This is a genomic window from Mucilaginibacter sp. GW821-FHT07G05 (genome assembly GCF_059418565.1).
Window position 1 is genome coordinate 304,387 of the sequence record NZ_JBWKQC010000002.1, and the last position, 26,024, is coordinate 330,410.

20 protein-coding genes are annotated in these 26,024 nt (G+C 43.7%); 8 read left to right on the forward strand and 12 right to left on the reverse strand.

Annotated elements, in window-relative coordinates:
* Nucleotides 1-81: 81 nt before the first annotated feature.
* The 10 genes from hisF to AC07NA_RS05730 form a co-directional block, all read right to left on the reverse strand.
* Complete coding sequence (gene hisF / locus AC07NA_RS05685) at nucleotides 82-837, reverse strand: imidazole glycerol phosphate synthase subunit HisF (RefSeq protein ID WP_494896426.1); 756 nt, start codon at nucleotides 835-837, stop codon at nucleotides 82-84.
* 138 nt (nucleotides 838-975) lie between these two features.
* Nucleotides 976-1,725, reverse strand: coding sequence for a 1-(5-phosphoribosyl)-5-[(5-phosphoribosylamino)methylideneamino]imidazole-4-carboxamide isomerase (locus tag AC07NA_RS05690; protein ID WP_345210676.1), 750 nt, complete (start codon nucleotides 1,723-1,725; stop codon nucleotides 976-978).
* Between the two features lie 4 nt (nucleotides 1,726-1,729).
* A complete protein-coding gene (gene hisH / locus AC07NA_RS05695) occupies nucleotides 1,730-2,320 on the reverse strand; it encodes an imidazole glycerol phosphate synthase subunit HisH (RefSeq protein WP_494896428.1) in 591 nt (196 codons plus the stop codon).
* 104 nt (nucleotides 2,321-2,424) lie between these two features.
* Nucleotides 2,425-3,579: a bifunctional histidinol-phosphatase/imidazoleglycerol-phosphate dehydratase HisB gene (gene hisB / locus AC07NA_RS05700; RefSeq protein WP_345210678.1), complete on the reverse strand. Its 1,155-nt coding sequence runs from the start codon at nucleotides 3,577-3,579 to the stop codon at nucleotides 2,425-2,427.
* The gene (gene hisC / locus AC07NA_RS05705; RefSeq protein ID WP_494896430.1) at nucleotides 3,576-4,682 is read right to left on the reverse strand and encodes a histidinol-phosphate transaminase; all 1,107 of its coding nucleotides are present in this window, start codon (nucleotides 4,680-4,682) and stop codon (nucleotides 3,576-3,578) included. The genes hisB and hisC overlap by 4 nt, the downstream gene beginning before the upstream one ends.
* 33 nt (nucleotides 4,683-4,715) lie before the next feature.
* Complete coding sequence (hisD, locus tag AC07NA_RS05710) at nucleotides 4,716-6,008, reverse strand: histidinol dehydrogenase (protein WP_494896432.1); 1,293 nt, start codon at nucleotides 6,006-6,008, stop codon at nucleotides 4,716-4,718.
* Between the two features lie 102 nt (nucleotides 6,009-6,110).
* Nucleotides 6,111-6,962, reverse strand: a complete 852-nt coding sequence (hisG, locus tag AC07NA_RS05715) for an ATP phosphoribosyltransferase (RefSeq protein ID WP_345210681.1) — start codon at nucleotides 6,960-6,962, stop codon at nucleotides 6,111-6,113.
* A 221-nt stretch (nucleotides 6,963-7,183) separates the two neighbouring features.
* Nucleotides 7,184-8,689, reverse strand: coding sequence for a hypothetical protein (locus tag AC07NA_RS05720; protein ID WP_494896433.1), 1,506 nt, complete (start codon nucleotides 8,687-8,689; stop codon nucleotides 7,184-7,186).
* 68 nt (nucleotides 8,690-8,757) lie between these two features.
* Nucleotides 8,758-9,132: a DUF4844 domain-containing protein gene (locus AC07NA_RS05725; RefSeq protein WP_494896434.1), complete on the reverse strand. Its 375-nt coding sequence runs from the start codon at nucleotides 9,130-9,132 to the stop codon at nucleotides 8,758-8,760.
* A gap of 69 nt (nucleotides 9,133-9,201) precedes the next feature.
* Nucleotides 9,202-9,693 (reverse strand): D-glycero-alpha-D-manno-heptose-1,7-bisphosphate 7-phosphatase, encoded by a 492-nt coding sequence (locus tag AC07NA_RS05730; RefSeq protein ID WP_494896436.1) that lies wholly within the window; start codon nucleotides 9,691-9,693, stop codon nucleotides 9,202-9,204.
* 345 nt (nucleotides 9,694-10,038) lie between these two features.
* Between AC07NA_RS05730 and gltB the strand changes: the two genes are divergently transcribed.
* From gltB to AC07NA_RS05770, 8 genes are all read left to right on the forward strand, one after another.
* The gene (gene gltB / locus AC07NA_RS05735) at nucleotides 10,039-14,562 is read left to right on the forward strand and encodes a glutamate synthase large subunit (protein WP_494896437.1); all 4,524 of its coding nucleotides are present in this window, start codon (nucleotides 10,039-10,041) and stop codon (nucleotides 14,560-14,562) included.
* A 6-nt stretch (nucleotides 14,563-14,568) separates the two neighbouring features.
* Nucleotides 14,569-16,053, forward strand: coding sequence for a glutamate synthase subunit beta (locus AC07NA_RS05740; protein WP_345210685.1), 1,485 nt, complete (start codon nucleotides 14,569-14,571; stop codon nucleotides 16,051-16,053).
* Nucleotides 16,054-16,295: 242 nt separating this feature from the next.
* A complete protein-coding gene (locus tag AC07NA_RS05745) occupies nucleotides 16,296-17,291 on the forward strand; it encodes a glycerophosphodiester phosphodiesterase (RefSeq protein ID WP_494896438.1) in 996 nt (331 codons plus the stop codon).
* A gap of 36 nt (nucleotides 17,292-17,327) precedes the next feature.
* On the forward strand, nucleotides 17,328-17,981 hold the full coding sequence (locus AC07NA_RS05750) for an HAD family hydrolase (RefSeq protein ID WP_494896439.1): 654 nt from the start codon (nucleotides 17,328-17,330) through the stop codon (nucleotides 17,979-17,981).
* Between the two features lie 143 nt (nucleotides 17,982-18,124).
* On the forward strand, nucleotides 18,125-18,616 hold the full coding sequence (locus tag AC07NA_RS05755; protein WP_494896441.1) for a YcxB family protein: 492 nt from the start codon (nucleotides 18,125-18,127) through the stop codon (nucleotides 18,614-18,616).
* Entirely contained in the window at nucleotides 18,617-19,051 is a 435-nt protein-coding gene (locus AC07NA_RS05760) for a hypothetical protein (protein ID WP_494896443.1), read from the forward strand.
* A 60-nt stretch (nucleotides 19,052-19,111) separates the two neighbouring features.
* Nucleotides 19,112-19,924 (forward strand): DUF6597 domain-containing transcriptional factor, encoded by an 813-nt coding sequence (locus AC07NA_RS05765; RefSeq protein ID WP_494896445.1) that lies wholly within the window; start codon nucleotides 19,112-19,114, stop codon nucleotides 19,922-19,924.
* A 69-nt stretch (nucleotides 19,925-19,993) separates the two neighbouring features.
* A complete protein-coding gene (locus tag AC07NA_RS05770) occupies nucleotides 19,994-20,632 on the forward strand; it encodes an NAD(P)-dependent oxidoreductase (RefSeq protein WP_494896447.1) in 639 nt (212 codons plus the stop codon).
* Nucleotides 20,633-20,708: 76 nt separating this feature from the next.
* Here the strand turns inward: AC07NA_RS05770 and AC07NA_RS05775 are convergent, their stop codons facing one another.
* Together AC07NA_RS05775 and AC07NA_RS05780 are read right to left on the reverse strand one after the other, a co-directional pair.
* On the reverse strand, nucleotides 20,709-22,061 hold the full coding sequence (locus tag AC07NA_RS05775) for an alpha-L-fucosidase (RefSeq protein ID WP_494896449.1): 1,353 nt from the start codon (nucleotides 22,059-22,061) through the stop codon (nucleotides 20,709-20,711).
* A gap of 378 nt (nucleotides 22,062-22,439) precedes the next feature.
* Complete coding sequence (locus tag AC07NA_RS05780; RefSeq protein ID WP_494896451.1) at nucleotides 22,440-25,961, reverse strand: TraB/GumN family protein; 3,522 nt, start codon at nucleotides 25,959-25,961, stop codon at nucleotides 22,440-22,442.
* Nucleotides 25,962-26,024 lie beyond the last annotated feature (63 nt).

Sequence of the window (26,024 nt, forward strand, 5' to 3'; positions counted from 1 at the left end):
GTTCAGTTGCCGGTGGCCGGGTTCGGGTGGCGGGTGTCAGGAGTGTATCTGACCACTCAAACCCCGACCCCGACCACTTTATTAAATTCTTACTTCTATATTGTTTTGTTTCAGGATGCCTTTCAGGTCGGGGATCAATATTTCGCCGTAGTGAAATACCGATGCGGCCAGGGCTGCATCCACATTGGTTTTCTCAAACACATCTACAAAGTGCTGTACCGAACCCGCGCCGCCCGAAGCGATCACCGGGATATGCACCGCATTATTCACTGTTTTTAACAGGCTATTATCAAAACCGGCCTTGGTACCGTCATGATCCATAGAGGTGAGCAGTATTTCGCCCGCGCCACGGCTTTCGGCCTCCAGTATCCAGTTTAAGGTTTCCTTTTCGGTAGGCAGCCTGCCGCCATTCAGGTGCACAATGTTTTTGTTATCAATAATGCGGGTATCTACCGCTATCACCACAAACTGCACCCCAAAGGCCTTTGCCAGCTCATCAATAAGCGCCGGGTTACGCACCGCGGCCGAGTTGATGGATATTTTATCGGCACCTGCATTCAGCAAAGCATCAGCATCGGCAATTTCATTAATGCCACCGCCAATAGTGAAAGGGATATTGATTTGCCTCGCTACTGATTTTACCAGCTCAACCATAGTTTTACGGCGCTCAACAGTGGCGGTAATATCCAGGAAAACCAGTTCGTCGGCACCCTGGTTCGAGTAGTTCCAGGCCAGTTCAACAGGGTCGCCCGCATCACGCAGGTCAACAAAGTTCACACCTTTTACGGTGCGGCCATCCTTTACATCAAGGCAGGGGATAATTCGTTTAGATAACATTGTATTATTAAAGCGTCATTGCGAGGTACGAAGCAATCTCCTTAAGCAATTCGGATTTGCAATGTGTGCTACTTGTCCTAAAGAGATTGCTTCGTACCTCGCAATGACGGGGTGTTTTAAAAATTGGGTTGGGGGGCCTTATATCGATATCAGCGATTCTAAGTTCCAGTTTTTTACGTCTTCGATAGAGATATGACCTTCGTAGATGGCTTTGCCTACCACGCACGATTCTACTTTGAGGCGGCTAAGGTCTTCAATATCTTTCATTGAGCTTACACCACCCGAAGCGATCAGTTTAATAAACGGCGAATGGTCTAACAGTTTAGCATACAGGTCGATACCTGCGCCGCCTAATTTGCCGTCTTTGTTGATATCGGTACACAGGAACCTGAAGAAACCCAATGCCAGGCATTTATCAACGTAATCCATTAATTTAATGGGAGAGCTTTCCATCCAGCCGGAGTATTTGATTACCTCGTCGAGCACATCGATAGCTATCACTACCTGGTCAGAACATTTATCGCGGCCGCAAACAGATTTGCTCAAATCTTCTAAAAACGAAGGATTGGTAAGGGCCTGGGTACCTACAATTACGCGGTGTACACCGGCATCAATCAGTTCTTTTACCTTTTCAATACTGCGGATACCACCGCCGTACTGCACCTTCATTTCTGTTTTGCGGATTACATCAAACAGGTATTGCTGGTTGGTAAAGTCGTTTTTAGCGCCGTTAAGGTCGATAATATGAATAAAGTTTGTACCGTTTGACTGATACCTTTCGATCATTTCTTCGAGCGAAACATCATACTCGGTTACCTGGCCATAATCGCCTTCGCGAAGACGTACCACTTTTTTGTTCAGAATGTCGATAGCTGGAATAATATACATGCCGTTATATTTTAGAAAAATTTGTTAAAAGGGTTTCACCATACACACCGGATTTTTCAGGGTGAAACTGTACCCCGTAAAAATTATCAAGCCAAATTGATGCCGAAAATTTATTGTTGTAAGTAGTTGACGACAAAGTATATGCACCGGCATACTCAATAAAGTATGAATGTACAAAGTAAAAGTGTGAACCTGTGGGTATATTTTCAAAAAGTTTGTTGTCCTTTTCGGGGAAAACGCGGTTCCAACCGGTGTGCGGAACCTTGTATTCAGCGCTGTCTTTAAAGCGCAAAGTACGCACCGGAACGATGTTCAGCAGGTTGGCATCGCCCTCTTCAGAGTATGAGGTGAGTAATTGCATCCCCACACAAATACCCAGTACGGGTTTGGTGAGCGATTTTATTTTGGGCACCAGTCCGGTGCTTTCCAATTTATGCATTGCCGCGCCTGCATGGCCTACGCCGGGTATAATATAACGGTCAAACTGTTCAAAATCAGCTTCAGTATTTATCATACCATACTCAATACCCAACCGCTCCAATGCCGCGGTGAGCGAGAATATATTACCGGCGCCGTATCTAACTATGCCTATCATTTTATTTTCAGATTAGGGAGTAGAGAATCAAGAGTTAAGATTCAGGAATAAAGAAGCAGTACGAAGCTGGTCTTATCTCCTGGCTCTCACTTCTTTACTCTCTACTAAAGTACTCCCTTTGTACTTGGTAAAACCATATTGTTCACGTCTCTTTTTACCGCCATTTTTATGGCTTTGGCAAAGGCTTTAAATATAGCTTCTATTTTATGATGTTCGTTATAACCTTCTGCTTTTATATTGAGGTTGCATTTGGCCGCGTCGCTGAACGATTTAAAGAAATGGTAGAACATTTCTGTAGGCACATCGCCCACTTTTTCGCGTTTAAACTCGGCTTCCCAAACTATCCAGTTACGGCCGCCAAAGTCTATGGCCGCTTGTGCCAGGCAATCGTCCATAGGCAGGCAAAAACCGTAGCGTTCAATACCCTTTTTGTTGCCCAATGCCTCACCGAAAACTTCGCCTAGGGCAATGCCTGTATCCTCAACAGTATGGTGTTCGTCGATATGCAGATCGCCTTTGGCCTCAACTTCCAGATCGATACTGCCGTGACGGGCAATCTGATCGAGCATGTGATCAAAAAAGTGCAGTCCGGTTGATACCTTGGCATCGCCTTTTCCGTCGAGGTTGATCTTGATGTAAATATCGGTTTCTTTGGTGGTGCGCCTGTGTTCTATAACGCGCTGACCTAATTTTAAGTATTCGTATATCGCTTTCCAGTCGGTAGTTTCGAGGGCGATGGTATCGCGTACCTCATCGGCCCATGAGGTATCGTGCTGAAATTCGGCACCGCCCAGGTTCGATTGATTGTTTAACCACAAAGCTTTTGCACCCAGGTTTTTAGCCAGCAGTACATCATTCTTGCGGTCGCCAATTACGTACGAGTTTTTAAGGTCGTACTTTTCCGGATCGAGGTATTGCGTAAGCATGCCTGTGCCCGGTTTGCGGGTAGGCGCGTTTTCGGCCGGGAAGGTTTTATCGATATATACGGCATCAAACTTTACGCCCTCGTTTTCAAAGGTTTTAAGGATGAAATTGTGCACCGGCCAAAAGTTTTCTTCGGGGTGTGATGCAGTGCCGAGCCCATCCTGGTTGGTAACCATTACCAGCTCGTAGTTAAGTTCGGCTGCTATTTTGGGCAGATATAATAATGCCAGCGGATAAAATTCCAGCTTGGCAAACGAGTCTACCTGCTCATCGGCAGGTTCTTTTACCATTGTTCCGTCGCGGTCAATGAATAATACTTTCTGCAAACTGCTCATTTATAGTTTTGTAAGTTTTTCAACAATAATTCATTCTCAGCAGGCGTACCCACGGTAATGCGGAGGCAACCTTCGCAAAGATCAATCTTCGATCTGTCGCGCACAATGATACCTTTTTGCACCAGGAAATTGTATATTTCTTTAGGGGCCGTTGTTTTAACAAGGATAAAGTTAGCGTCGGATGGGTAGATGTCCAACACAAAATCGAGGTTTTTAAGTTCGAGCACCAGTTTATCGCGCTGTGCCAGCGTTTCGCGGATCCAGCCGTTCACCTGGTCAACATTAGCCAAGGCCTCTAAAGCCAGTTGCTGCGATGCCTCGTTGATGTTGTAAGGTGGTTTTACCTTGTTCAACACCTCAATGATCTCTTCGCTGGCGAAGGCCATACCCACACGTAAACCGGCAAGTCCCCATGCTTTTGAAAGGGTTTGCAGCACTACGAGGTTGGCGTATTCGGTAAGCTCCTGTATAAAGCTTTTTTGGCGACTGAAATTGATATATGCCTCATCTACAACTACCAAGCCGCTAAAGTTGGCCAGCAGGGTTTCAACATCCTCGCGGTTAATTGAGTTACCCGTTGGATTATTAGGCGAGCAGATGAATATCAGTTTGGTGTGCTCATCAATCGCCTCGGCAATACCTTCGAGGTTTAGCTGAAAATCGGCAGTGAGCGATACCCTGCGGATAGCGATATCGTTGATATTAGCCGACACCTCGTACATGCCATAGGTAGGCGGTACCAGTATCACGTTATCAACACCGGGGTTACAAAATGCCCGGAAAATAACATCGATAGCTTCATCGCTGCCGTTGCCTAAAAATATGTTGCGTGGTGGTACGCCCTTTATTTCGCTGATCCTTTTCTTAACCTTATACTGCATAGGGTCGGGGTAGCGGTTGTATTGCGTATCCAGCGGTGAGCCGAACGCGTTTTCATTGGCATCAAGATACACACTTGCCTCACCCTTAAACTCATCGCGTGCCGATGAATAGGGGACAAGGTTTTTGATGTTGTTTCTTAGTAACCCCCCTAACCCCCTGAAGGGGGAGTTTGCATCGGGGCCGCTATAAAAGCCAAATATGTTTTTATTGTTGTTTTCCATTGTAATAATCTTTTGAGGTTACTCATTCCCCCTTCAGGGGGTTAGGGGGTATCTTACCGTTACTGCGTTTGCATGCGCATGTAAGCCTTCCAATTCGGCGAGTATTTGTACCGATGGACCAATGTTTTGCAAGCCTTGGGCAGTGATATGCTGAAAGGTTACCTTCTTCACAAATGAATCGACCGATACACCTGAATAGGCCTTGGCATAACTGCTGGTTGGCAGCGTATGGTTTGTGCCCGATGCATAGTCGCCCGCGCTTTCGGGGGTAAGGTTACCCAAAAATACCGATCCTGCATTGATGATGCTATCCGTTACCTGTTGCCAGTTTTCGGTGGCCAGTATCAAGTGCTCCGGCGCGTATTGGTTGCTGAAGTCTACCGCTTGTGCAAGGTTATCAACCACTACAATGTAAGAGTTGTCAATAGCCTGCTGCGCAATTTCGGCACGTGGCAATACGGATAGTTGCTTGTTTACTTCTTCAATAGCGGCGGCGGCAATAGCAGGCGAGGTGCATGCCAGTATCGACTGACTATCGATACCATGCTCTGCCTGTGCCAGTAAATCGGCGGCTATAAATTTCGGGTTTGATGTTTCATCTGCTATCACCAATACTTCCGATGGACCTGCCGGCATATCAATTGCCGTGGTGGTGGTAGATTGAATGATGGTTTTGGCCTTGGTTACAAACTGGTTGCCCGGGCCGAAGATCTTATCAACCTTGGTAATGGTTTCGGTACCGTAAGCCATGGCGGCTACAGCCTGCGAACCGCCAGCCAGGTAGATTTTCTCTAAGCCCAGCATCAGCGCAACATAAGCTATAAAGGCGTTTACCTTGCCATTTTTTTGCGGCGGCGAACAAACCACTATTTCATTGCATCCGGCTATTTTAGCAGGTATACCCAGCATTAAAAACGTGCTCGGCAAAACAGCAGTACCACCCGGAATATACAGGCCCACCTTTTCGATTGGCCTTAACTCGCGCCAGCAGGTAACACCCGGCATGGTTTCAATTTTGCCTTCGGTTTTTAGCTGCGTTTCATGAAATTTATAAATGTTTTGATAAGCCGTATCCAACGCCGCCTTTTGCTCGGGTAGTACGGTTGATGCTATCTCGGTTAGTTCGGCCTTATCTAAATAAAGTTTATCAAGCGTTACCTTATCAAACTTATTGGCATAATCATATAAAGCACGGTCGCCGTTTTGTTGAACGTTGCTGATAACATCCTCCACAATAGCACGGATCTCATTAGCCGGGTCAACATTGCGTTGTACCAGTTGCTGAATGTCCGCTTTGCTTAAATCTGAATAGTTATATGTCTTCATTAGTACCCCCAAACCCCCTGAAGGGGCGTTATGTCCTAAATATATACCCGGTATTGATAGCGATATGCTAATCAAAAACTCCCCCTTCAGGGGGCCGGGGGGTTAAAGAATTATCTTCTCAATAGGCATTACTACAATGCCTTGCGCGCCGGCTTGTTTCAGCTGGCTTATCCTGTCCCAAAAGTCGCGTTCTGGGATTACGGTATGCACCGCTACCCAGTCGGCCTCGGCCAATGGCACTACTGACGGACTTTTTACACCCGGTAATAAGGCCAGTACTTCGTCAAGGTTCGCTTTTGGCGCGTTCAATACCACGTATTTGGTTTCTTTGGCACGCAATACCGATTGTATACGCTGAATAAGTTCTTTGATCAGGTCGTCGTTCTCCGAACCTTTACGGCCAATCAGTACCGCTTCACTGCTCATTACATCGGCAAAGGCTTTCAGACCGTTGCTTTTGAGCGTGCCGCCGGTTGATACCAGGTCGCAGATAGCATCGCTCAGGCCTAAGCCCGGAGAAATTTCTACCGAACCCGAAATGGTGCGGATATCAGAATCTATCTTCTTGCTGTCTAAGAATTTTTTAAGTATTACCGGGTAGGTAGTAGCAATGGCTTTACCATTTAAACCTGCCAGGCTTTGTATATCGCTGTTGTTAGGGATAGCGATCTTTAACGAGCATTTACCAAAGCCCAAACGTTGCAGGTAGCTTACCTCCACTTCGGTTTCTTCAATAACGTTTTCGCCAACTATACCTAAATCGGCAATGCCATCCTGCACATATTCAGGAATATCGTCATCGCGCAAAAAAAGTATTTCTAAAGGGAAATTTGATACCGGTGATATCAGCGAGCTTTTATAATTTTCGAAATTAAGACCGCAATTCTTTAATAATTCAACAGATTTCTCATTGAGCCGACCCGATTTCTGGATCGCTATTTTAAGTGTTTTCACAAAAATGTATTATAGGGTAAATAAAAATAAACGGGGGTTGTTATTTCACGTAGAAACATACATTATCTAATATCGCCATGATGGCGATGGTGCAGATGAAGATGATGTTGTATCGTGTAACCGTTCATTTTTTTAATATAGTGTTTACTATAGTTGTATGAGGTGCTGCAAATATAGGGAGTTGTTTATAAAATCAAAATTATATATGAATTTAGTAGAGATTATTGGCGATACTCGTATATAGCCCCGTCTTCCAAATCGTATAACTTAGTTAAATGTTTCTTCTGCTCAATGTCTTTTATGTTGATGATCTCCACATTGCCCAGCTTTTTAAACCATACGAGGTAATAATGTTTTTCGCTGTAAAATTTGGCTACGTCGGCTTTGAAAAAACGATGGGGCAGTAGCTTGGCGCCGGTAATTCCGCCGAAAAAGTACAAGGCTTCATCGGCATCGGAGTAGATAGTTACACCGGGTTTAAAGATGTTACGATGCGTTTTCAAAAAGTTTACAAATGCCGATTTATTCCAGTCATCGTCGCTGTAGCCGGGGATGCCGTATTCAAACTCATCATCGTAGCGCTGCCTGTCTATATGATATATATTATATAAATAGCCGCACATTATAACAACAGATGCTCCCGCTACCAATAAATACGCGCCGCGGACTTTGATCTTATCAATCACATTCGGTACCCAATAAGTACAGGCGATCAACAGCGTAATAAACATGGGCGATAACAAACGGCTGTTCACCCTTTCAAAGCGCGATACTGTGGCAATAATGAGTATGAACAACCCATATACCACCGCGAAAAACGTGATGACGCTTTCGTAACTGTTCAACCGGTTTTTTAACGAGTTTATCACCAGCCCTGTAATTAATCCCACCAATATAAATACAGCCAAACCGCTCGCGAAAGGATAAACCACATTGGTAAAGCCCAGCCAATCGCATAATACAGTGCCAAGGTAATGCAGGTTTTCGCTAAAAGGGGTAATGGATGGCTCGCGCGTACCCGTTGCCAACCCCGATGAAAGGGCGTTGACGATAAGGTTAACCGCCAGCAAGGTGGAGGACGCTATTCCGAATGCCAACCCATGTAACATACGTTTACGAAAGGGAAGCGTGCCGTCTGCCAGGATCATGAGTCCGCCAGTGGCAATTATAGTGATGCCCGCGTAACGGGTAATGCAACATATAGCAGCCACTAATGCGGCAAGCAATAAAGCCAGCCAGCTGTGCTTTTGCAGGTATTGTTTAAACGCTAAAATGAAGAGTAATATGGTAAGCACAAACAATGTTTCCGACCATAAAAAGGAATAGATCTCCAGCATGGCCGGGCTTAATACTATGGCAGCCAGGATGAGCCATTTATAAATAATAGATTTTGCCTTGAACCGCGATATCAACAACCCGCTTACAAATATTACCGCTGCGAACAACAGTCCGTTGATCAACCCACCGTACGCTACCGGATCGGCTTGAAAAATGACAAGGCTGATACTCAAAAAGACAGGATAGAACACCGGGAAAAATACCAGTGGACCGCCATTAAAGGTAAGTAGCGAACCGTGCTCATGAATGTTCCGGGCCGTGCTCACATACATAATAGAATCGGGTGAGATGCCGATACCGCTATAAGCGCTAAAAAGATGAATGGCATAAAAACCCGCTATAGCCGCAACAAGGGTATCGATATGTTTAAGGTAGCGGGTGGCTTGCATAGTTTTCTGATGTCGAACCCTTTAGTATATTATGTAAGCGCTAAGTATGATGTTTACAAGAAGATATATCAATTATTCTTCGTTGGGTCGAAATCATACATCCAGTCGTTAAGTAATCCATCCGAGCTTTCAAGGCCAACACAATCCATAAGGTCTTCAAAATAATGACATACCTGTTCCCGATCTTCCGTATCTAATTCAAGATAGTATGGTGAAAACCTTTGTAAGCCAGCTTTAATGTTATCCCGAAATTTCTCTTCGGTAGGTTCATTTTTAACTGTTATTATAAAATCATCAGCGGCTTTGTTAATTAAATCCGCCATTACGGGCTGAAGTTTTGATTCAGATAACCCCTGATAAAAAGGAGCTTCCGTTTGCATCATAAACTTCGGCTCCTTTTTTAAATCTTCAAGTTTCTGTATTGCGTTTTTATTTACAGCCATGATATTGGTTTGATGGTTGCATGAAGTGATAGTAAATATGACAAGTATAAATAAACAAAGTTTCATCGCTTACTCAATCAAATCCAACACTGTACTTATCGGCTGGTCGCTGTCAATTAATATACCTTTTACACCGGCCAGTGTACCTGCTTCCACATCACGGTCGCGGTCGCCAATGAAGTATGATTTTGACGGGTCGATGTTGTATTTCTCAATACCTCTTAATAACAGGCCTGGTTTTGGTTTGCGGCAATCGCAATCGCCTGTAAACAGCGGGTGGTGAGGGCAGTAGTAAAAATCGGTGATCTCTACACCATGGGCGTGGTATACTTCTTTTAAGTGGTTGTGCATTTTACCGAGTTCATCTTCGGTGTACCAGCCTTTGGCCAAACCGCCCTGGTTGGTAGCTACAATTAACAGGTAACCTTTATCCTGCAATGTTTTTAAGGCATCAAAATTATCGAGTACATGGAAGTCTTCAAAGCGGCGTACATAGTCGCCCATTTCACGGTTCAGTACCCCGTCTCTGTCTAAAAACACAGCTTTATTTTTATCCGGCATATAATGTTTCAATTTTTGCAAATTTAGCAATTATGTAATTCTAACGGGCGTAATAAAAAGATGATTTATATGATGTTTGCAATTTTATCTTGCTTACAGTTGTGTTTAACCGAAATACTATATCATCTAAAATGGTATATCAAAATAAAATTTTGATTTTAGAATCAATCTAAAATCTATAAATTATTAAATGTTTCATACAATAATTTAACATTTTGATAATTTTATATACTAATTGCTATTCTATATTAGAAAACTTGCAAAAGTATTAAGCAGATTTTCAATTTTCTGCCGTATTAAGTATCTTCGTGATTACACCCTAATTATAACGGTTTTATTTTTATTATGAATCAAACTGATAGCCCCCAGGGACTTTATCGCCCTGAATTTGAACATGACTCGTGCGGAACCGGCTTTATAACCAATATTAACGGACATAAAGACTACAAGATCGTTCATGATGCGCTTACCATGCTTGAGAATATGGAACACCGCGGCGCTTGCGGCTGTGATCCGGAATCAGGCGATGGTGCAGGTATTTTAATACAATTACCGCATGAATTATTGATGGATGAGTGTTCCAACCTCGAAATCAGCTTACCTGAACCCGGTGAATACGGGGTAGGTATGATCTTTTTTCCGAAAGATTCGGCCCTGAAGAAGGCCTGCCGCACTATTATAGCTAACGCTATTGAAAAACTTGGCCTGCAAAAGCTGGGTTACCGTAAGTTAATTACCGATTCATCTGTTATTGGAGAAACCGCGCGCAGCGCCGAACCGGATGCCGAACAGGTATTTGTGGCCAGGCCGCACCATATTACCAATATTGATGATTTTGAGCGTAAGTTGTATATTTTACGCCGTTATATTACTAAAACAGTTACCGAGCAGCTGCCAAAAGCTGCCGAGCACTTCTATTTTACATCATTTTCTGCAAAAACAATTATTTACAAAGGGCAGCTTACCACCTACCAACTGCGTAAATATTTTGCCGATCTTTCTGATCCGCGTGTTGCATCGGGTTTAGCCCTTATCCACTCGCGTTTCTCCACCAATACATTCCCGTCGTGGAAGTTGGCCCAGCCATTCCGCTTAATTGCGCACAATGGCGAGATCAATACCCTTACCGGTAACCTTAACTGGTTCTATTCGGGCTTAAAATCACTTGCTTCATCATACTTCACCAGCGAAGAGATGGAGATGCTGTTGCCTGTAATTGACAACAACCAGTCTGACTCGGCTTGTTTGGATAACATCATCGAGATATTGCTGCACACCGGCCGCTCATTACCACACGTAATGATGATGCTGGTACCTGAAGCATGGGATGGTAACGAGCAAATGGACCCAATCAAAAAGGCGTTCTACGAATACCACGCTACGCTGATGGAACCATGGGATGGCCCGGCCGCGATCAGCTTTACCGATGGTAAACTGGTTGGCGCGCTGTTAGACCGTAATGGTTTGCGTCCGCTGCGTTATGCCGTAACTAATGATGGCCGCGTTATAGCAGCATCTGAAGCCGGTGTACTGGTAATTGACGAAAGCACTGTTATACAAAAAGGCCGCCTGCAACCAGGCAAAATGTTGTTGATCGATACCGAAAAAGGTAAGATCATCACCGACGAAGAAATTAAACACGAAATAGCCTCGCGCCAGCCTTATGGCCGTTGGTTAGAGAACTATAAAATTCGCCTGAACGAACTATCTGAACCACGTTTGGCATTTGCCGATCTTACCCCTGATTCGGTTTTCCGTTATCAGCAGGTATTTGGCTACAGCCGCGAGGATATCGATACTATCATTAAGCCAATGGCGGTTGATGGTAAAGAGCCTGTAGGTTCAATGGGTACCGATGTGCCGCTGGCTATCCTGTCAGACAAGCCACAGCACCTTTCAAGCTACTTTAAACAATTTTTCGCGCAGGTTACCAACCCGCCGATAGATCCTATCCGCGAGCGTTTGGTAATGAGCCTGGCTACCTTCATTGGTAACAACGGTAATTTGCTTGACGAAGATAAAATGCATTGCCATTGCGTAACGCTTAAACACCCGATATTGAAAAACCACCAGCTCGAAAAGCTGCGTAGTATCGATACCGGTATGTTCCACGCTAAAACGCTGCAAACGTATTACATGGCCGATGGTATGCCGGGTTCCCTTGAAAAAGGGATAGCAAGGCTTTGCCGTTACGCCGAAGACGCGGTTGACGATGGTTTCGAAGTATTGATCCTGTCCGACCGTGCTATCGATTCGGAACACGCGCCGATCCCTTCATTACTGGCTACATCAGCTGTGCATCACCACCTTATCAAAAAAGGTCGTCGTGGCGCGGTGGGTATCGTAGTAGAAACAGGCGACGTTTGGGAAGTACACCACTTTGCCTGTTTACTGGCATTCGGTGCTACGGCCATTAACCCTTACCTGGCGCTGTCAACCATTGAAACCGTTAAAAACAACGGCGATTTGGAAACCAGCCTGGATATTAAACAATTGCACAAAAACTATGTGAAATCTGTTAATGATGGCTTGCTGAAGATCTTCTCTAAAATGGGGATCTCTACCTTGCAATCATACCATGGTTCACAAGTGTTTGAAATATTGGGGATCAATAAAGAAGTGGTTGACCGTTACTTTACCGGTGCCGTTAGCCGCATTGGTGGTTTAGGTTTGGATGAAATTGCCCGCGAATCGTTAACCAAACACCGCGCAGGTTTCCATACTAACAAGGCCGACGAAACCCGCTTACTGCCCGAAGGTGGTATTTACCAGTGGAAACGCAGGGGCGAGGCGCACTTGTTTAACCCGCAAACAGTACACTTACTGCAACATGCTACCCGTACCAATAACTACGAGGTATATAAATCTTATGCCAAACTGATCAACGAGCAGGGCGAAAAGCACTTCACCATCCGTGGCTTGCTTGATTTTGCCCATCACCGCGAACCGATCAGTATTGATGAGGTTGAATCGGCAGAAAGCATCATGAAGCGTTTCGCTACAGGTGCCATGTCGTTCGGTTCTATCTCGCACGAGGCGCACAGCACTATGGCTATTGCCATGAACCGCATTGGCGGTAAAAGCAACACCGGCGAAGGTGGCGAAGATGAGATGCGTTACCAGGTAATGGAAAACGGCGATTCTATGCGTTCTGCAATTAAGCAGGTGGCATCGGCACGTTTCGGAGTAACCTCAAACTACCTTACCAATGCCGATGAGTTACAGATAAAAATGGCGCAAGGCGCGAAACCGGGCGAAGGCGGGCAATTGCCGGGCCATAAGGTTGACGACTGGATTGCTAAAACCCGTCACTCTACGCCGGGTGTAGGTTTGATCTCGCCGCCGCCGCACCACGATATTTACTCTATCGAAGATTTAGCCCAGCTGATCTTCGACCTGAAAAACGCTAACCGTGCAGCGCGTATCAACGTTAAGCTGGTATCAAAAGCAGGTGTAGGTACTATAGCAGCAGGTGTTGCTAAAGCTCATGCCGATGTTATTTTGATTGCCGGTTATGATGGCGGTACAGGCGCGTCACCGATCAGTTCGGTTAAACACGCCGGTTTACCCTGGGAGCTTGGCCTTGCCGAAGCACACCAAACACTGGTACGCAACAAGCTGCGCAGCCGTGTGGTATTACAAACAGACGGTCAGTTAAAAACCGGTCGCGACCTTGCCATTGCCGCCCTTATGGGTGCCGAAGAGTGGGGCGTAGCAACTGCCGCGTTAGTGGCAGGTGGCTGTATCATGATGCGTAAATGCCACCTGAACACCTGCCCTGTAGGTGTGGCCACGCAAGATCCCGAATTGAGAAAATTATTCTCGGGCGATCCGGCTCACGTAGTTAACCTGTTTAAGTTTTTAACACAAGAGTTGCGCGAGATCATGGCCGAGTTAGGTTTCCGTACCATCAACGAAATGGTTGGCCGCGTTCAGTTCCTGAAAGTAAAAGATAACCTGAAGAGCTGGAAAGCTAAAAAGGTTGACTTATCGGGCATCTTACATCCGGTTAATAACCCTAAGGATGTTACGCTTTACAACAGCGAAAAGCAAGATCACGGTATGGATAACATCCTCGACTGGAAACTGCTTGAAGCAGCAAAACCTGCGCTGGATGACAAAACACCCGTATTCGCTTCATTTGATGTGGTAAACGTTGACCGTACGGTAGGTACGTTGCTGTCAAACGAAATATCAAAGGTTTACGGTTCTGCCGGTTTGCCTGATAATACCATCAATATTAAGTTCAAAGGTTCTGCTGGTCAAAGCTTTGGTGCGTTCGCTACCAAGGGTATCTCTTTCGAGCTGGAAGGCGAAGCTAATGACTATGTTGGTAAAGGCCTTTCAGGTGCGCAACTGGCTATCTATCCTTCATCTAAAGCTACGTTTGTTCCTTCAGAGAATATCATCATCGGTAACGTTGCCCTATACGGCGCCACATCGGGTGAACTGTATGTAGGCGGTATGGCCGGCGAACGTTTCGCGGTGCGTAACTCGGGTGCTACAACGGTAGTTGAGGGTATTGGCGATCACGGTTGCGAGTACATGACCGGTGGCCGCGCGCTTATATTGGGTAAAACCGGCCGTAACTTCGCGGCAGGTATGAGCGGTGGTTTGGCTTGGGTATATAATCCGGATAATGATTTTGCCGAAAACTGCAATACCGAAATGGTTGATCTTGATCCGCTATCTATTACAGATGAGGAGCAGATTTTAACCCTGTTGCGCAAACATGTTCAGTTAACCGGCAGCAAGCTTGCTCAGGATCTACTGAACAACTGGAATACCGTATCAACACAGTTTGTGAAGGTATATCCTAAAGAGTACAAAAAAGTTATCGAAAAATTACAATACCAAACTATCGGCTAATATATTATGGGAAAACCAACAGGATTTCAGGAATTTAACAGGGAGCTTCCATCTAAAACACCGGTAAGTGAACGCGTTAAAAACTATAACGAATTTGTGGGTATGTACAGTGATGAAAAGCTGAACCAGCAATCGGCACGCTGCATGAACTGCGGTATTCCGTTCTGCCATTCAGGCTGTCCGCTGGGTAACATCATACCCGAATTTAACGATGCGGTTTACCGCAAAAACTGGCACGAGGCCTACAGAATTTTATCATCAACCAATAACTTTCCGGAGTTTACCGGTCGTATATGCCCTGCTCCATGCGAGTCGGCCTGCGTACTGGGTATCAACAAACCGGCGGTAGCTATTGAGGAGATAGAAAAACATATTATTGAAATTGCTTACGAACAAAACCTGGTTAAACCTACAGCGCCTTTAGTTAAAAGCGGCAAAAAGGTAGCTGTGGTAGGTTCGGGCCCGGCGGGTATGGCAGCAGCGGCACAGTTAGCCAAAGCAGGCCACGCCGTAACCGTTTACGAACGCGATGATAAAGCGGGCGGTTTATTGCGCTATGGTATCCCCGATTTTAAAATGGAGAAATGGATCATCGACCGCAGGATAAAAGTGATGGAAGAGGATGGCGTTAACTTTGTATACAATACCGAAGTAGGTAAGGATATTGCCGCCGAAGAAATTGTACGTAACAATGATGCCGTGATACTGGCAGGCGGTTCAACCATTCCGCGCGATCTGAACATTCCGGGTCGTCATTTTAAAGGTGTTCATTTCGCAATGGATTTCCTGAAACAACAAAACAAACGTGTTGGCAGCAGTCCGTTTGATACTGAAGACATTTTAGCGACTGATAAAGACGTAATTGTGATAGGTGGTGGTGATACCGGTTCTGACTGTGTGGGTACCTCAAACCGTCAGGGTGCACGCTCTATCAAACAGTTCGAGGTAATGTTTAAGCCATCTGATGAGCGCCCGAACAGCATGCCTTGGCCAAACTTCCCGGGCGCGTCAATGCTAAAGGTAACCAGCTCACACGATGAAGGTTGCGAGCGTTTTTGGAGCATCAACACCAAAGAGTTTTTAGGTGACGAAGATGGTAACCTGCGTGCTATTAAAGTGGTGGACATCGAGTGGGAAACAGATTTTCTGGGTCGCCCGGTAAAATTCACCGAAATAGCCGGTACCGAACGCGAATTGCCTGCACAACGTGTGTTTTTAGCTATGGGTTTCTTAAACCCGCAGTTTGAAGGCGCTATCCAAAACTTAGGTATTGAGGTTGATGAGCGTAAGAACGTTAAAGCTAAAGAAGGTGTTTACCGTACCAACGTAGGCAAAGTATTTGCCGCCGGTGATATGCGCCGCGGACAATCGCTGGTTGTTTGGGCTATATCAGAAGGCCGCGAAGCTGCCCGCAAGGTAGATGAGTTCCTGATGGGCCACTCAATACTGGAAAGTAAAGATGGTGTAAACCAATTTGAACAAGCTTATTGATCTGTTAGCAGGTAAAATAAATAGCATTTTTTTGAAAGCCGGGTATTTATACCCGGCTTTTTTTGTTGGCTATGCTTAACAATATGATAATGTAACAAGCTTGTAGTTTACATCGGCACAAAATGTAAAACACAATATATTTGCCGGGTGTAAAGGCATTTGTTTGGTGCCGTATCTATTTATCTATCTATTTTAAAATGATTATGCGTTTACTTGCAGGCTGTTTTTTTATTACCGCAATAATGTTAAACTCCGTGGTTAAGGCACAGGATAAACCCTTGCTTTTAAGTAATTATAAAATTCCTGTTGATGGTAAAACCAAACTGATTGGCAAGGTATACCTTGATGGCATAGCTAAAGGCGCTAAACTGATTGAAGATACCTCGGGCTTATTTGTCATAAATAAGGGCGGCGAGCTGTCGTTAAAAAAGGCGGCAAAGTTACAGGCTGTTAAATATAATATCGCGGTACAATACCAAAATACCAGGCAGGAATTTGTATTGGTTACCGATAAGTTCAATTACAACAAAGTAGTAGCGCACCGCGGCGCCTGGAAGAATAATGCAGGCAGCCAAAACTCATTAACCTCGTTAAAGGATGCCATCAGGTTAGGTTGCGAAGGCTCTGAATTTGATGTGTGGCTGTCAAAGGATGGCATCCCTGTACTATCGCACGATGACCACATTGGCGGTAAAAAAATAGAAGAAACACCTATTGCCGAATTACAAGCTATCGAACTAAAAAATGGCGACCATGTCCCCCTGTTTGAAGAATACATAAAAGAAGCCATCAAGCAAAATACTACGCATTTGGTACTTGAACTTAAACCTTCGGGCCTGGGTAAAGAGCGCGGCGAGGAACTGGCCACTAAATGCGTGGATATGATACGCAAGTACAAGTGCCAGGGCTGGATGTTGTATATCAGCTTTGATTATAACATCTGTAAGAAAATTGTCGCGCTTGATCCGTTTGCTAAAGTGGCATACCTGAATGGCGATAAATCTCCGGCTGATTTAAAAGCCGACAAAATGTGGGGGCTTGATTACCATTGGGGTGTGATTGAAAAAGACAGTAACCTGATTGCCGATGCCCACAAGAATGGTATCGATGTAGATATATGGACAGTTGACGCGCCCGAAAAGATGGATGCTTTTTTGAAAGCCGGGGCTAACCACATCACCACCAACGAGCCTGAAATTTTGCTGGAAAAAGTAAAAGGTGCTAAAACAGCCCAATAAGCAGTATATTTATTGGCATTTGAATACCTGCACCTAATGATGATCAGTAAAATTAAAGGAGTAATTTTTGATTTAGACGGCACTATAGCCAACACTTTGCCGCTATGTATTGCCGCGTTTCGTAAATCGGTAGAGCCGCTTGCCGGTAAGGCCTTGAGCGATGAAGAAATTGTAGCGACCTTCGGTCCGTCGGAAGAGGGGACTATCAAAGCGCTTGTGCCGCAGCATTACGATAAGGGTGTGGCTGATTACCTGTTGCATTACGAGGAAATGCACGGCCTTTGCGCCGGTCCGTTTGAAGGCATTGTTGAACTGATAGCCTTACTAAAGGAGCGTGGTGTAAAGGTAGCCATGGTGACCGGTAAGGGGAAATACAGCACCGATATTTCGTTAAAGCAGTTCGATATGCTGAACGATTTCGAGATCATAGAAACAGGCGCACCAGAAGGCCCACGGAAAGTACAGGGGATTGAAATTGTGCTGAACACCTGGAAAGAACTGGATAAAGAAGACATCATATATGTTGGCGATGCCCCAAGCGATATCCACGCCAGCAGAACCGCCGGTATCCTGGTAGTAGCCGCTGCCTGGGCCGAAACCGCCGAACCCGAACAGCTGATCCCCCTGCAACCTGATGAAATTTTCTACACCATAAAAGATTTCGCGACTTGGGTGGGAGGGAAGATTTAGGTATTGGGCATTCGTCAATAGTCATTTTGGCCGTCAATGAGATGTAAGGTTTTGTATGCCTATTGAGTTTGTATTAATTTTATAAAGGCCTTTAGATATTACAATAAATACAGACCTTTGCAGCCGAATAACTTATCACAGTAATGAAAATACAATTTAAATTAGACTTTAAAGAGTTTTTGAGACTTCAATATCTGTTAACCTATCGTAAGCCACGCACAATAATTATTACATTTTTGGGCGTGCTGTTGTTAGCTTATTCAATACTGTGTTTAACAGGCAATTGGAATGATGAAGCGCCTTACATGGCATTAATAGTAGGGGTTTACACAATATTGTTGCCTTTAATTATCTATTTCTCAGTTAAAAGGAGTTTTTCTAATAATGCCCGTTTGCAAGAAATAATGTCTTACGAATTTACCGATAAGAGTATAAGAGTTACAGGTGAAAGTTTTAATGCCGAATACAGCTGGGAGAAAACGCATAAGGTTTGGGAACTGAACAATTGGATCTTGATCTATCAAAATCGTCGTTCGGCAAGTGTGATTCCTAAAAGTAGTTTTACCGACACTCAATTATGGGATTTTAAATATATGGTAAAAAACGTGCCGGGATTAAAGGCTAAGCTTAAATAAATGTTAAAAAAGGTTGTTTTAATAGTACTCTGCTCGTTTCTATGTGCTATCGCGGGTGTTGGGCTACTTGGGGTATTAGCGGTGAGGCAATCAAACCTCGCGTTTACAGGGGAAATGTTTGTGAAGACGTATGCGTATTTCTTCCCGATGTTTTATGTGATATTGTTTATTGCGGGTAACTTGCTGGTAAGGATCACCAAGTATAGCCGCATTAAAGATCGTGTTAAGAGCAATGCTGCCCTGTTTGTTATACTGGCACTCACGGTAATATTCGGCTCTTTCTCTTTTCGTGAGTTAATAGGCGACGAATACCTGCTCGATATCAGCATAGCGCTATGTTTTTCATTATCGCTCAATGTTTACTTAAGGTTGCTCACCATTGTTGAACGTAATACGGTAGTTCCGGTGGCTAAGCCGGTGGGTAAGACTAAATAGCATTTCTCAATTGTAACACTTAGCCTGTTTGATTGTCTGATTATCAATTGCATTTGAATAATGAGATATCAGCAAATACAAGCTCCGGAGCATCTTAAAAACCACGTCCGCTATTTTTGGACGCTGGAAAGCGATTCGCTGCACACTTCAGCACAGCAATTTACTACCATTGCCGATGGTTGCCCCGGCTTGATATTTCAGCATGCCGACTATGGCAAGCTATCGCAATTTGATAAACAAATGCCCGGCCTCTGCCTTTACGGGCAAGCCACTAAATACGCTCAAATCAGTTTATCCGGCCGATTCAATACCATAGGAGTATATTTTTATCCAAGTGCATTACGTTCCGTTTTTGGTATAAGTGCTGATGAGCTGACGGATAGCTGCATTGATATGAACCTGCTGCCCGGGATACAAGCAAATTTTGAATCACAATTATTGCAATCCGTATCCGTACCACAGAAGGTAAGTATTTTGTCGGCCTGTATTGAACAGCAAATAAAGCTGAATAATAAAGCCAGTGATAGCCTGTCTCAATTTGCTTTGTTGCAGATCATCGGCTCAAAAGGTATCATTCCGTTAAGCGACTTGCAACAAAACTTAAAGCTATCGGAAAGGAGTTTCGAGCGAAGGTTTAAGCAATACGTGGGTATTTCGCCGAAATTGTTCTCACGCATTTGTCGTTTCCAATCGTCGTTAAGCCAGTTACGCAGTAACGATTATGACAAGCTTACCGACGTGGCTTATCAAAATGAGTACGCCGATCAATCGCATTTTATACGGGCTTTTAAAGAGTTCGCGGGCGTTTCACCTTATCGGTATCAGAAAAAATCAAACGAGATAGTTGAAAACCTTGCCGCTATGAATAACTGACGGACTACTGTCGGTTTTGTTCTATTTTATGAATTGCAGTCATCATAGTTTTGATAAAAAATTAAAATTATGAAAGCACATATCAATCTACTCGTTTTTGGCGCAACAGGCGCTACCGGTCGCCATGTTGTAGAACAAGCCCTGGCACAGGGCTATACCGTAACCGCTTTTGTCCGCAACGCCACAAAGGTGAGCATCAAACATCCAAAGCTGAAAATACACATTGGCGACGTATTGGATTATGCATCAGTAGAAAACGCTATGCCCGGTCAGGATGTGGTAATATCACTAATTGGCGATGGCGAAAAACGCAGCACCCTGCGTGCAGATGGTACCCGCCAAATTATGAAGGCAATGGAAAATACCGGAATTAAACGTTTCATAAGCACATCAACATTGGGGATTGGCGATAGCCGGCCGTTGCTTAGTCCGTTATATAAATATTTGTTGGTGCCCTTTATTCTTAAACATGCCTTTGCCGATCATGAACAGCAGGAGCAATATATAGAAGCCAGCCAGTTAGACTGGGTGATCGTCCGGCCATCCGCGTTAAATAATGGCTTGCAAACAGGCAGTTATCGCCATGGCTTTACAGCAACAGAAAAGGGGCTTAAGCTGAAAATTTCCCGTGCCGATGTAGCTGCATTTATGCTAAAGCAGGTAGCGATTGATACCTATCTGCACAAGAAAGTCGGGATATCTAATTGATAACAGCACAAAAAAATCGTCATTGCGAACGTAGTGAAGCAATGACGATTTTTTATAAACATGTGTGCAATCAATCTTACTTCAAAATCAATTCAATAACCGGCACCTCATACCTTGGTTTATCTTTAGGCAGATTGATTACCAAATCATCCGCTGTGCTTTTTTCGGTATTGATTACCAGCTCCGAATTATCATGAAGGAACTGGGCGTATTTTACTTTGCTTCTGAAGCCCGGCAATTTATACTCGCCGCCATCATACTTAAATAAGTGCACATACAAACGTTTGGCTTTGGCATTGTAGGTTAAGCGTGTGTTTTCGGGCGCCTTAAATTCCGACGGGGCATACGTACATCCGTAGATGGATTTGCTGTTGGCATGCATCCAGTATGAAAGACTATCCAGCCTGTTATTGGCACGAAAATCAAATTCGCCGCGGGCTGTTGGGCCTACATTCAGTATCAGGTTACCGCCGTTGGCAGTAGCGGTAATCAGCAGATCAAGCAATTGTTTTGGCGATTTCCAGCTGTTTTCGTCGCGGTGGTAGCCCCATGAGCCCGAGAAAGTTTGGCAGGTTTCCCAAGTTTTACCACGAAATTTTAGTAATTCATCTGTGCTAACCTGTTCAGGTGTTTCAAAATCCTCACCACCGGCATATCCGGCCAGGTCGAGGCGGTTATCAACAATAATACCCGGCTGTAGTTTTTTTATCAGTTTTAATAATTCTACCGATCCCCAATCATCTTTGCCCTTACCATGCCCATCAGCACGCGGAAAAGAGAAATCGAGCCAGAGGATATCGATCTTACCATATTTAGTGAGCAGTTCGGTTACCTGGTTACGCAGGTACAAGCGGTACTTAGCTATATCGCGGCCTTTGTTCAGTCGGGCATAAGCGGTGTCGCTTTTGTCTTTAGGCGATTGCGGGTGGTATTCATCTATTGTATAATCAGGGTGGTGCCAGTCTAACAATGAATAATAGAAACCTATTTTAATGCCCTGCGCACGGAACGCGTCTACATATTCTTTCACCAAATCGCGCTTGGCGGCGGTATTGGTGGCCTTATAGTCGGTAAATTTACTATCGAACAAGCAAAAGCCTTCGTGGTGCTTAGTGGTAAGCACGGCGTATTTCATGCCTGCTGCCTTTGCCCTTTGTGCCCAAAGTTTCGGGTTATACAAGTCGGGGTTAAAGGTGTCAAAGTAGATCTCATACTTAGCGTTGGTTATTTTCTCGGCGCTCTTTACCCATTCGTGGCGTGCAGGCAGGGCATACAAGCCCCAGTGAATGAACATGCCAAAGCGGTCGTTTTGCCACCAGGCCATACGTTGGGTCTTTTGTTCGGGAGTTTCGGCAGTGAGTACCTTTTGCGCGAAAGCCGGTGCGGTAGCAATGAGCAACAGAATGATAAACTGTAATTTTTTCAGCATAATAACAGGTTGAAGTTTAACAATTGGAAGGGCTTAATTTATAGGTTATTACATTCCACTCAAATGGACTATCCTCGTATTGATATGGACTATTGTACATTAATACTGCTCTCCGTCTTTATCGATCTTCTTTTTAGCTTTATTAACAATGTAAAACAGCAACGCGCCGCCAATAGCCACAAGCACAAGGCTGAAAATGATGAGTGATGCTTGCATAGGTATAAGCATTGGTTTAGTTAAAGTTAACGAAAATAGATGATTCATAAACCAAAGTATATCAATCATTAAAGGTTGTAGAAACAAAAAAGTCTCGTAGCAATATTGGCCGCGAGACTTTTCGTTATGAATACCGGGTGTTTAATTTGCCAAGGGTTGTTATCAATAAGTGCTCATATTACTAATTAGCTCAAGCGCCTGTTTACGCCAATTGGTTTTCATTTCGCTCATATCAGTGTAAGCGTTATTTTTATTGAAATTGAGTTTGTTGATACCTGGTTTAAAAGGGCCTGCTACTCCAATGTATGTGGTATCATCTTCGCTCACCTTGTACTTGTACACATAGTACGTTGAACCTTTTTGAAGCACAGTGCCAAGCAATGTTATATTTGCTATATAATAATCGTCTTCATCTTTAAGGTATTCAAATAAGTTAAGTTTGCCAAATTCAACCGGGCTTTTGTACTTGGGTGCCACACGTTGAGTTTGTTTCGCCTCGTACAAGGTTTTCATAATATAATACCTTGTGCCAATAGTATCTAACAATTTATTTAGTGTAAGTTGCGGTACTGGTAAGCCCAGTTTTATACGTGCTACAGTGGCATTACTATGATGCTCATTTAGCTCTTTTGCTTTTATAATACGCATTGTAATCCTGTCGCTAACAGGGTCGTTTATTTTTTCAATTATGCTGATATAAAAATAAAGTGGCGAATACCAGTTTTTATCCTCATAATTAATGATATTAATGTCCTTGTTTATATCAGTGTCAGCATAAAAAACAAGGGCTTTAAAATTGTCTTTAATCAGTTTCAGATGTTGTGCTTTATCATCATCGTCGTTTAATATATTGGAGGCAACGTAGAGCACCTGTGCCCTGTATTCCGGATGTTTTATAAGCGGCAAAATTCGGTTAAAGTTTTTTACTGCATAAGCAATGGAGTCGCGAAGCGGATAAAACAGATTGTAATTGCCGTTATCATTTATTGGCGGGGTAGTAGTTAATAAACTAAGGTAGGCATCATATCCTACCTGTTTATCAACATAAGGCATCATGCTCAAAATGCTGCTGCTAAGCATGGCGTTACCTTTTACGGTAGCAAATAAGTTTTGCAGCTCGCTTAACGTATGCTTATCATTCAGCTTTTTGAATATTTTTATCAGTGTATACCTGGCTCCGGTCTCTGTTGTGTCGTCAGCATATTCATGCTTTAAGGCAGCATAAACAAAAGGTAGTTCTTCGGTAGTAAATTTATAATAACTTAAGGCACCCAATGCTTTTTTATAAACAGTGGTATCGGCAGACTGCAAATCGCGGGTAATAATTTCTGCTTTTGATGAAGTAAGATCAAACTCGTTTTTTACAGGCGCCGCAAATGAAGTATGAAAGGTATTTGCAACATCACCAAATAATTCCTCTTTAGCCACATGGCTTACAAGCGAATATATATAGCCGTTATTATAAATCAGTGAGGTACGATGCTTTTCGCCTGTTGTTGTATCTTGCGTTATAAACTCCCTGCTTGTAATACCGTTAATTACTATAGTATCGGTTTTAATTATTGAATCTTTATAGGTTTTTAAGTTTATAGCGAGTTGGTTATAAAGACTATCAACACTCGGTACCCTGTAGTATTTGCTTACTACACCATACCCGATATTGTATGCGCCGCCTGATCTTTGGTCACTTACATTGGCCACCTCACCATCATAAAGGAAAGATTCATGATCTGTAGTACTGTCTTTTTTTATTACAGGTTTGCCCGGCAAAGTTATTTTATACTCCGGCACGGCTGATTGGTATACGTAAGAATCAGATTTTTCGTACGGGGCGAATTTAAAAGACGAAAAAAACTCATCCTTTACGGGCTCTTTTGCATTAGCTACAGCACTTTGTTTAAGCAGCAGATATAAACGGTTACCTCTTACAAATACCTGCATCTCGGCTGGTAATCCACCGTTCATTATTAATTTGGCATACCGGCCTTCGTAGCCATCCTTCCATATTACGGTTAATTTGCCTAATAACTTGGCTTTGCCTTCAAAATCTTTTGTGAGCAACTCAAAAACGGCCTGCTTGTTTGCCAGGTACATACCATTAGGGTAATTATTGTATCTTACCACATAAGCCATGGCATTGGCTTCATCACTGGCCAGGTACATTCTGAATTTATAAGCTTCGCGTTCGGGGTGTTGCGGGTCGGCTACGTCTTTAATAAGTTCCTGCGGCTGTTCCGGAAATTTTACTTTAAATGCACCCATGGTATTAGTGTAATCAACCCAGCTGCCTGCGGGTTTGGGTACCGGTTTAAAGTTTTTAAAAGATACGAAAAAGCGATTAACCGAAGGCTGATTTGTAGTTAAAGTATCCGCGCCATAATACAGGCAATAAACAATATCATTCGCTATTAATAATTGCGACCGTAAATAGCCCGATGAACCATGGGTTATTATCTCTTTCGCTTTAATGCCATTTACCAAAATGTCTTTATGGCTAATAAGTTTTTGAGCTTGGTTATTAGCCATAAATTTTACCATACTATCAAGTGCCTGCGCATTGGTTATGTTAGGTGCGTTGCCTGATTTATGTAGCGCGTAAATGCCATAATATATATCGTTCGCTATATCCGGATATGTTACCGTTTTTTGTCCTGAAATAACAGCACGCATAGGTATGCCGGGCATTTCAACGCTGTAACCCAGTTCATCGTCCTGGTGTTTAGGCCATTTTATTTTGGTAATATCTACCTGGTATTTATCAATAAGCCCGGTTGATGGGGCCGAAACAACCGTTAAGGTATACCCCATTTTTTTTAATAGGCTGATAATGCCGTTTTTACCCGGTAAGTGCGCTACACCCACCGCTGTGAACATACTACTTTGCCCTGTTATAACTTTATTTATACCGGCCGCCATTACCCGGTTACGGCCAACAAGTACACTATCATTTAATTGTTCGTCGCTTAAATATTCTTCAATACGTTTTAAGTTGCCCGAACTGTATACCTCTACAAGGTCTTCCGTTGCCTCTTCGTCATCGTATTCATCTTCATCTAAAATATCAAGTAGTCGCTGGCGCATTTCATCATTATTGCCATAGGCATGGTCAAACTGCGAACCGGCACTTTCGAGCCCGATAATTATTTTATTTTCCGCACGTGGTATACCGTACAAAAAAGCATCCATAAATGCCGGTTTATCATCTTTTCGCTTGTGTTCGCGCTTTAGCATTGATTCAACCTGAATAGCGTTCAGGTCGCCCATTGGGTAACCTTTCTTTTCCAGAAAGCGTTGTGCTAACCTATCATAATCATCTTTACTTAAAAGGCTTCTCAGGTTTTTTGCGGTATCGGTATCTTCATACGAGTTAAACATTTGCTTTATCATTGAGTCGGGATGAACCTCTAATGCAAAAGCATCGCATTTTTGAATAGCCAGCAATACCGAATCATTGAACCTGAATACGCGATTGTCTTTTACGTGCATGGTACCCAGCAAATACGACGGCTTTTTTAGCCCTTTGCCGCTAATGCGCCATAATAAGCTGTATGATGAATTTTGCTGCTGGGCGAAACAATTGTTAAAACCGGATGCAAAAAAAAGGGAAAAACAAAGCAACAGTTTAAGAACTAACTGTTTGCAAGATGCTGCGGATGTTTGCAGCAGTAGTAAAGATTTTATCATAAAGATAAGGCGGTAATTTTAACCGAAAAATACAAATAATTATGCACTCACAGAAAAAGAATG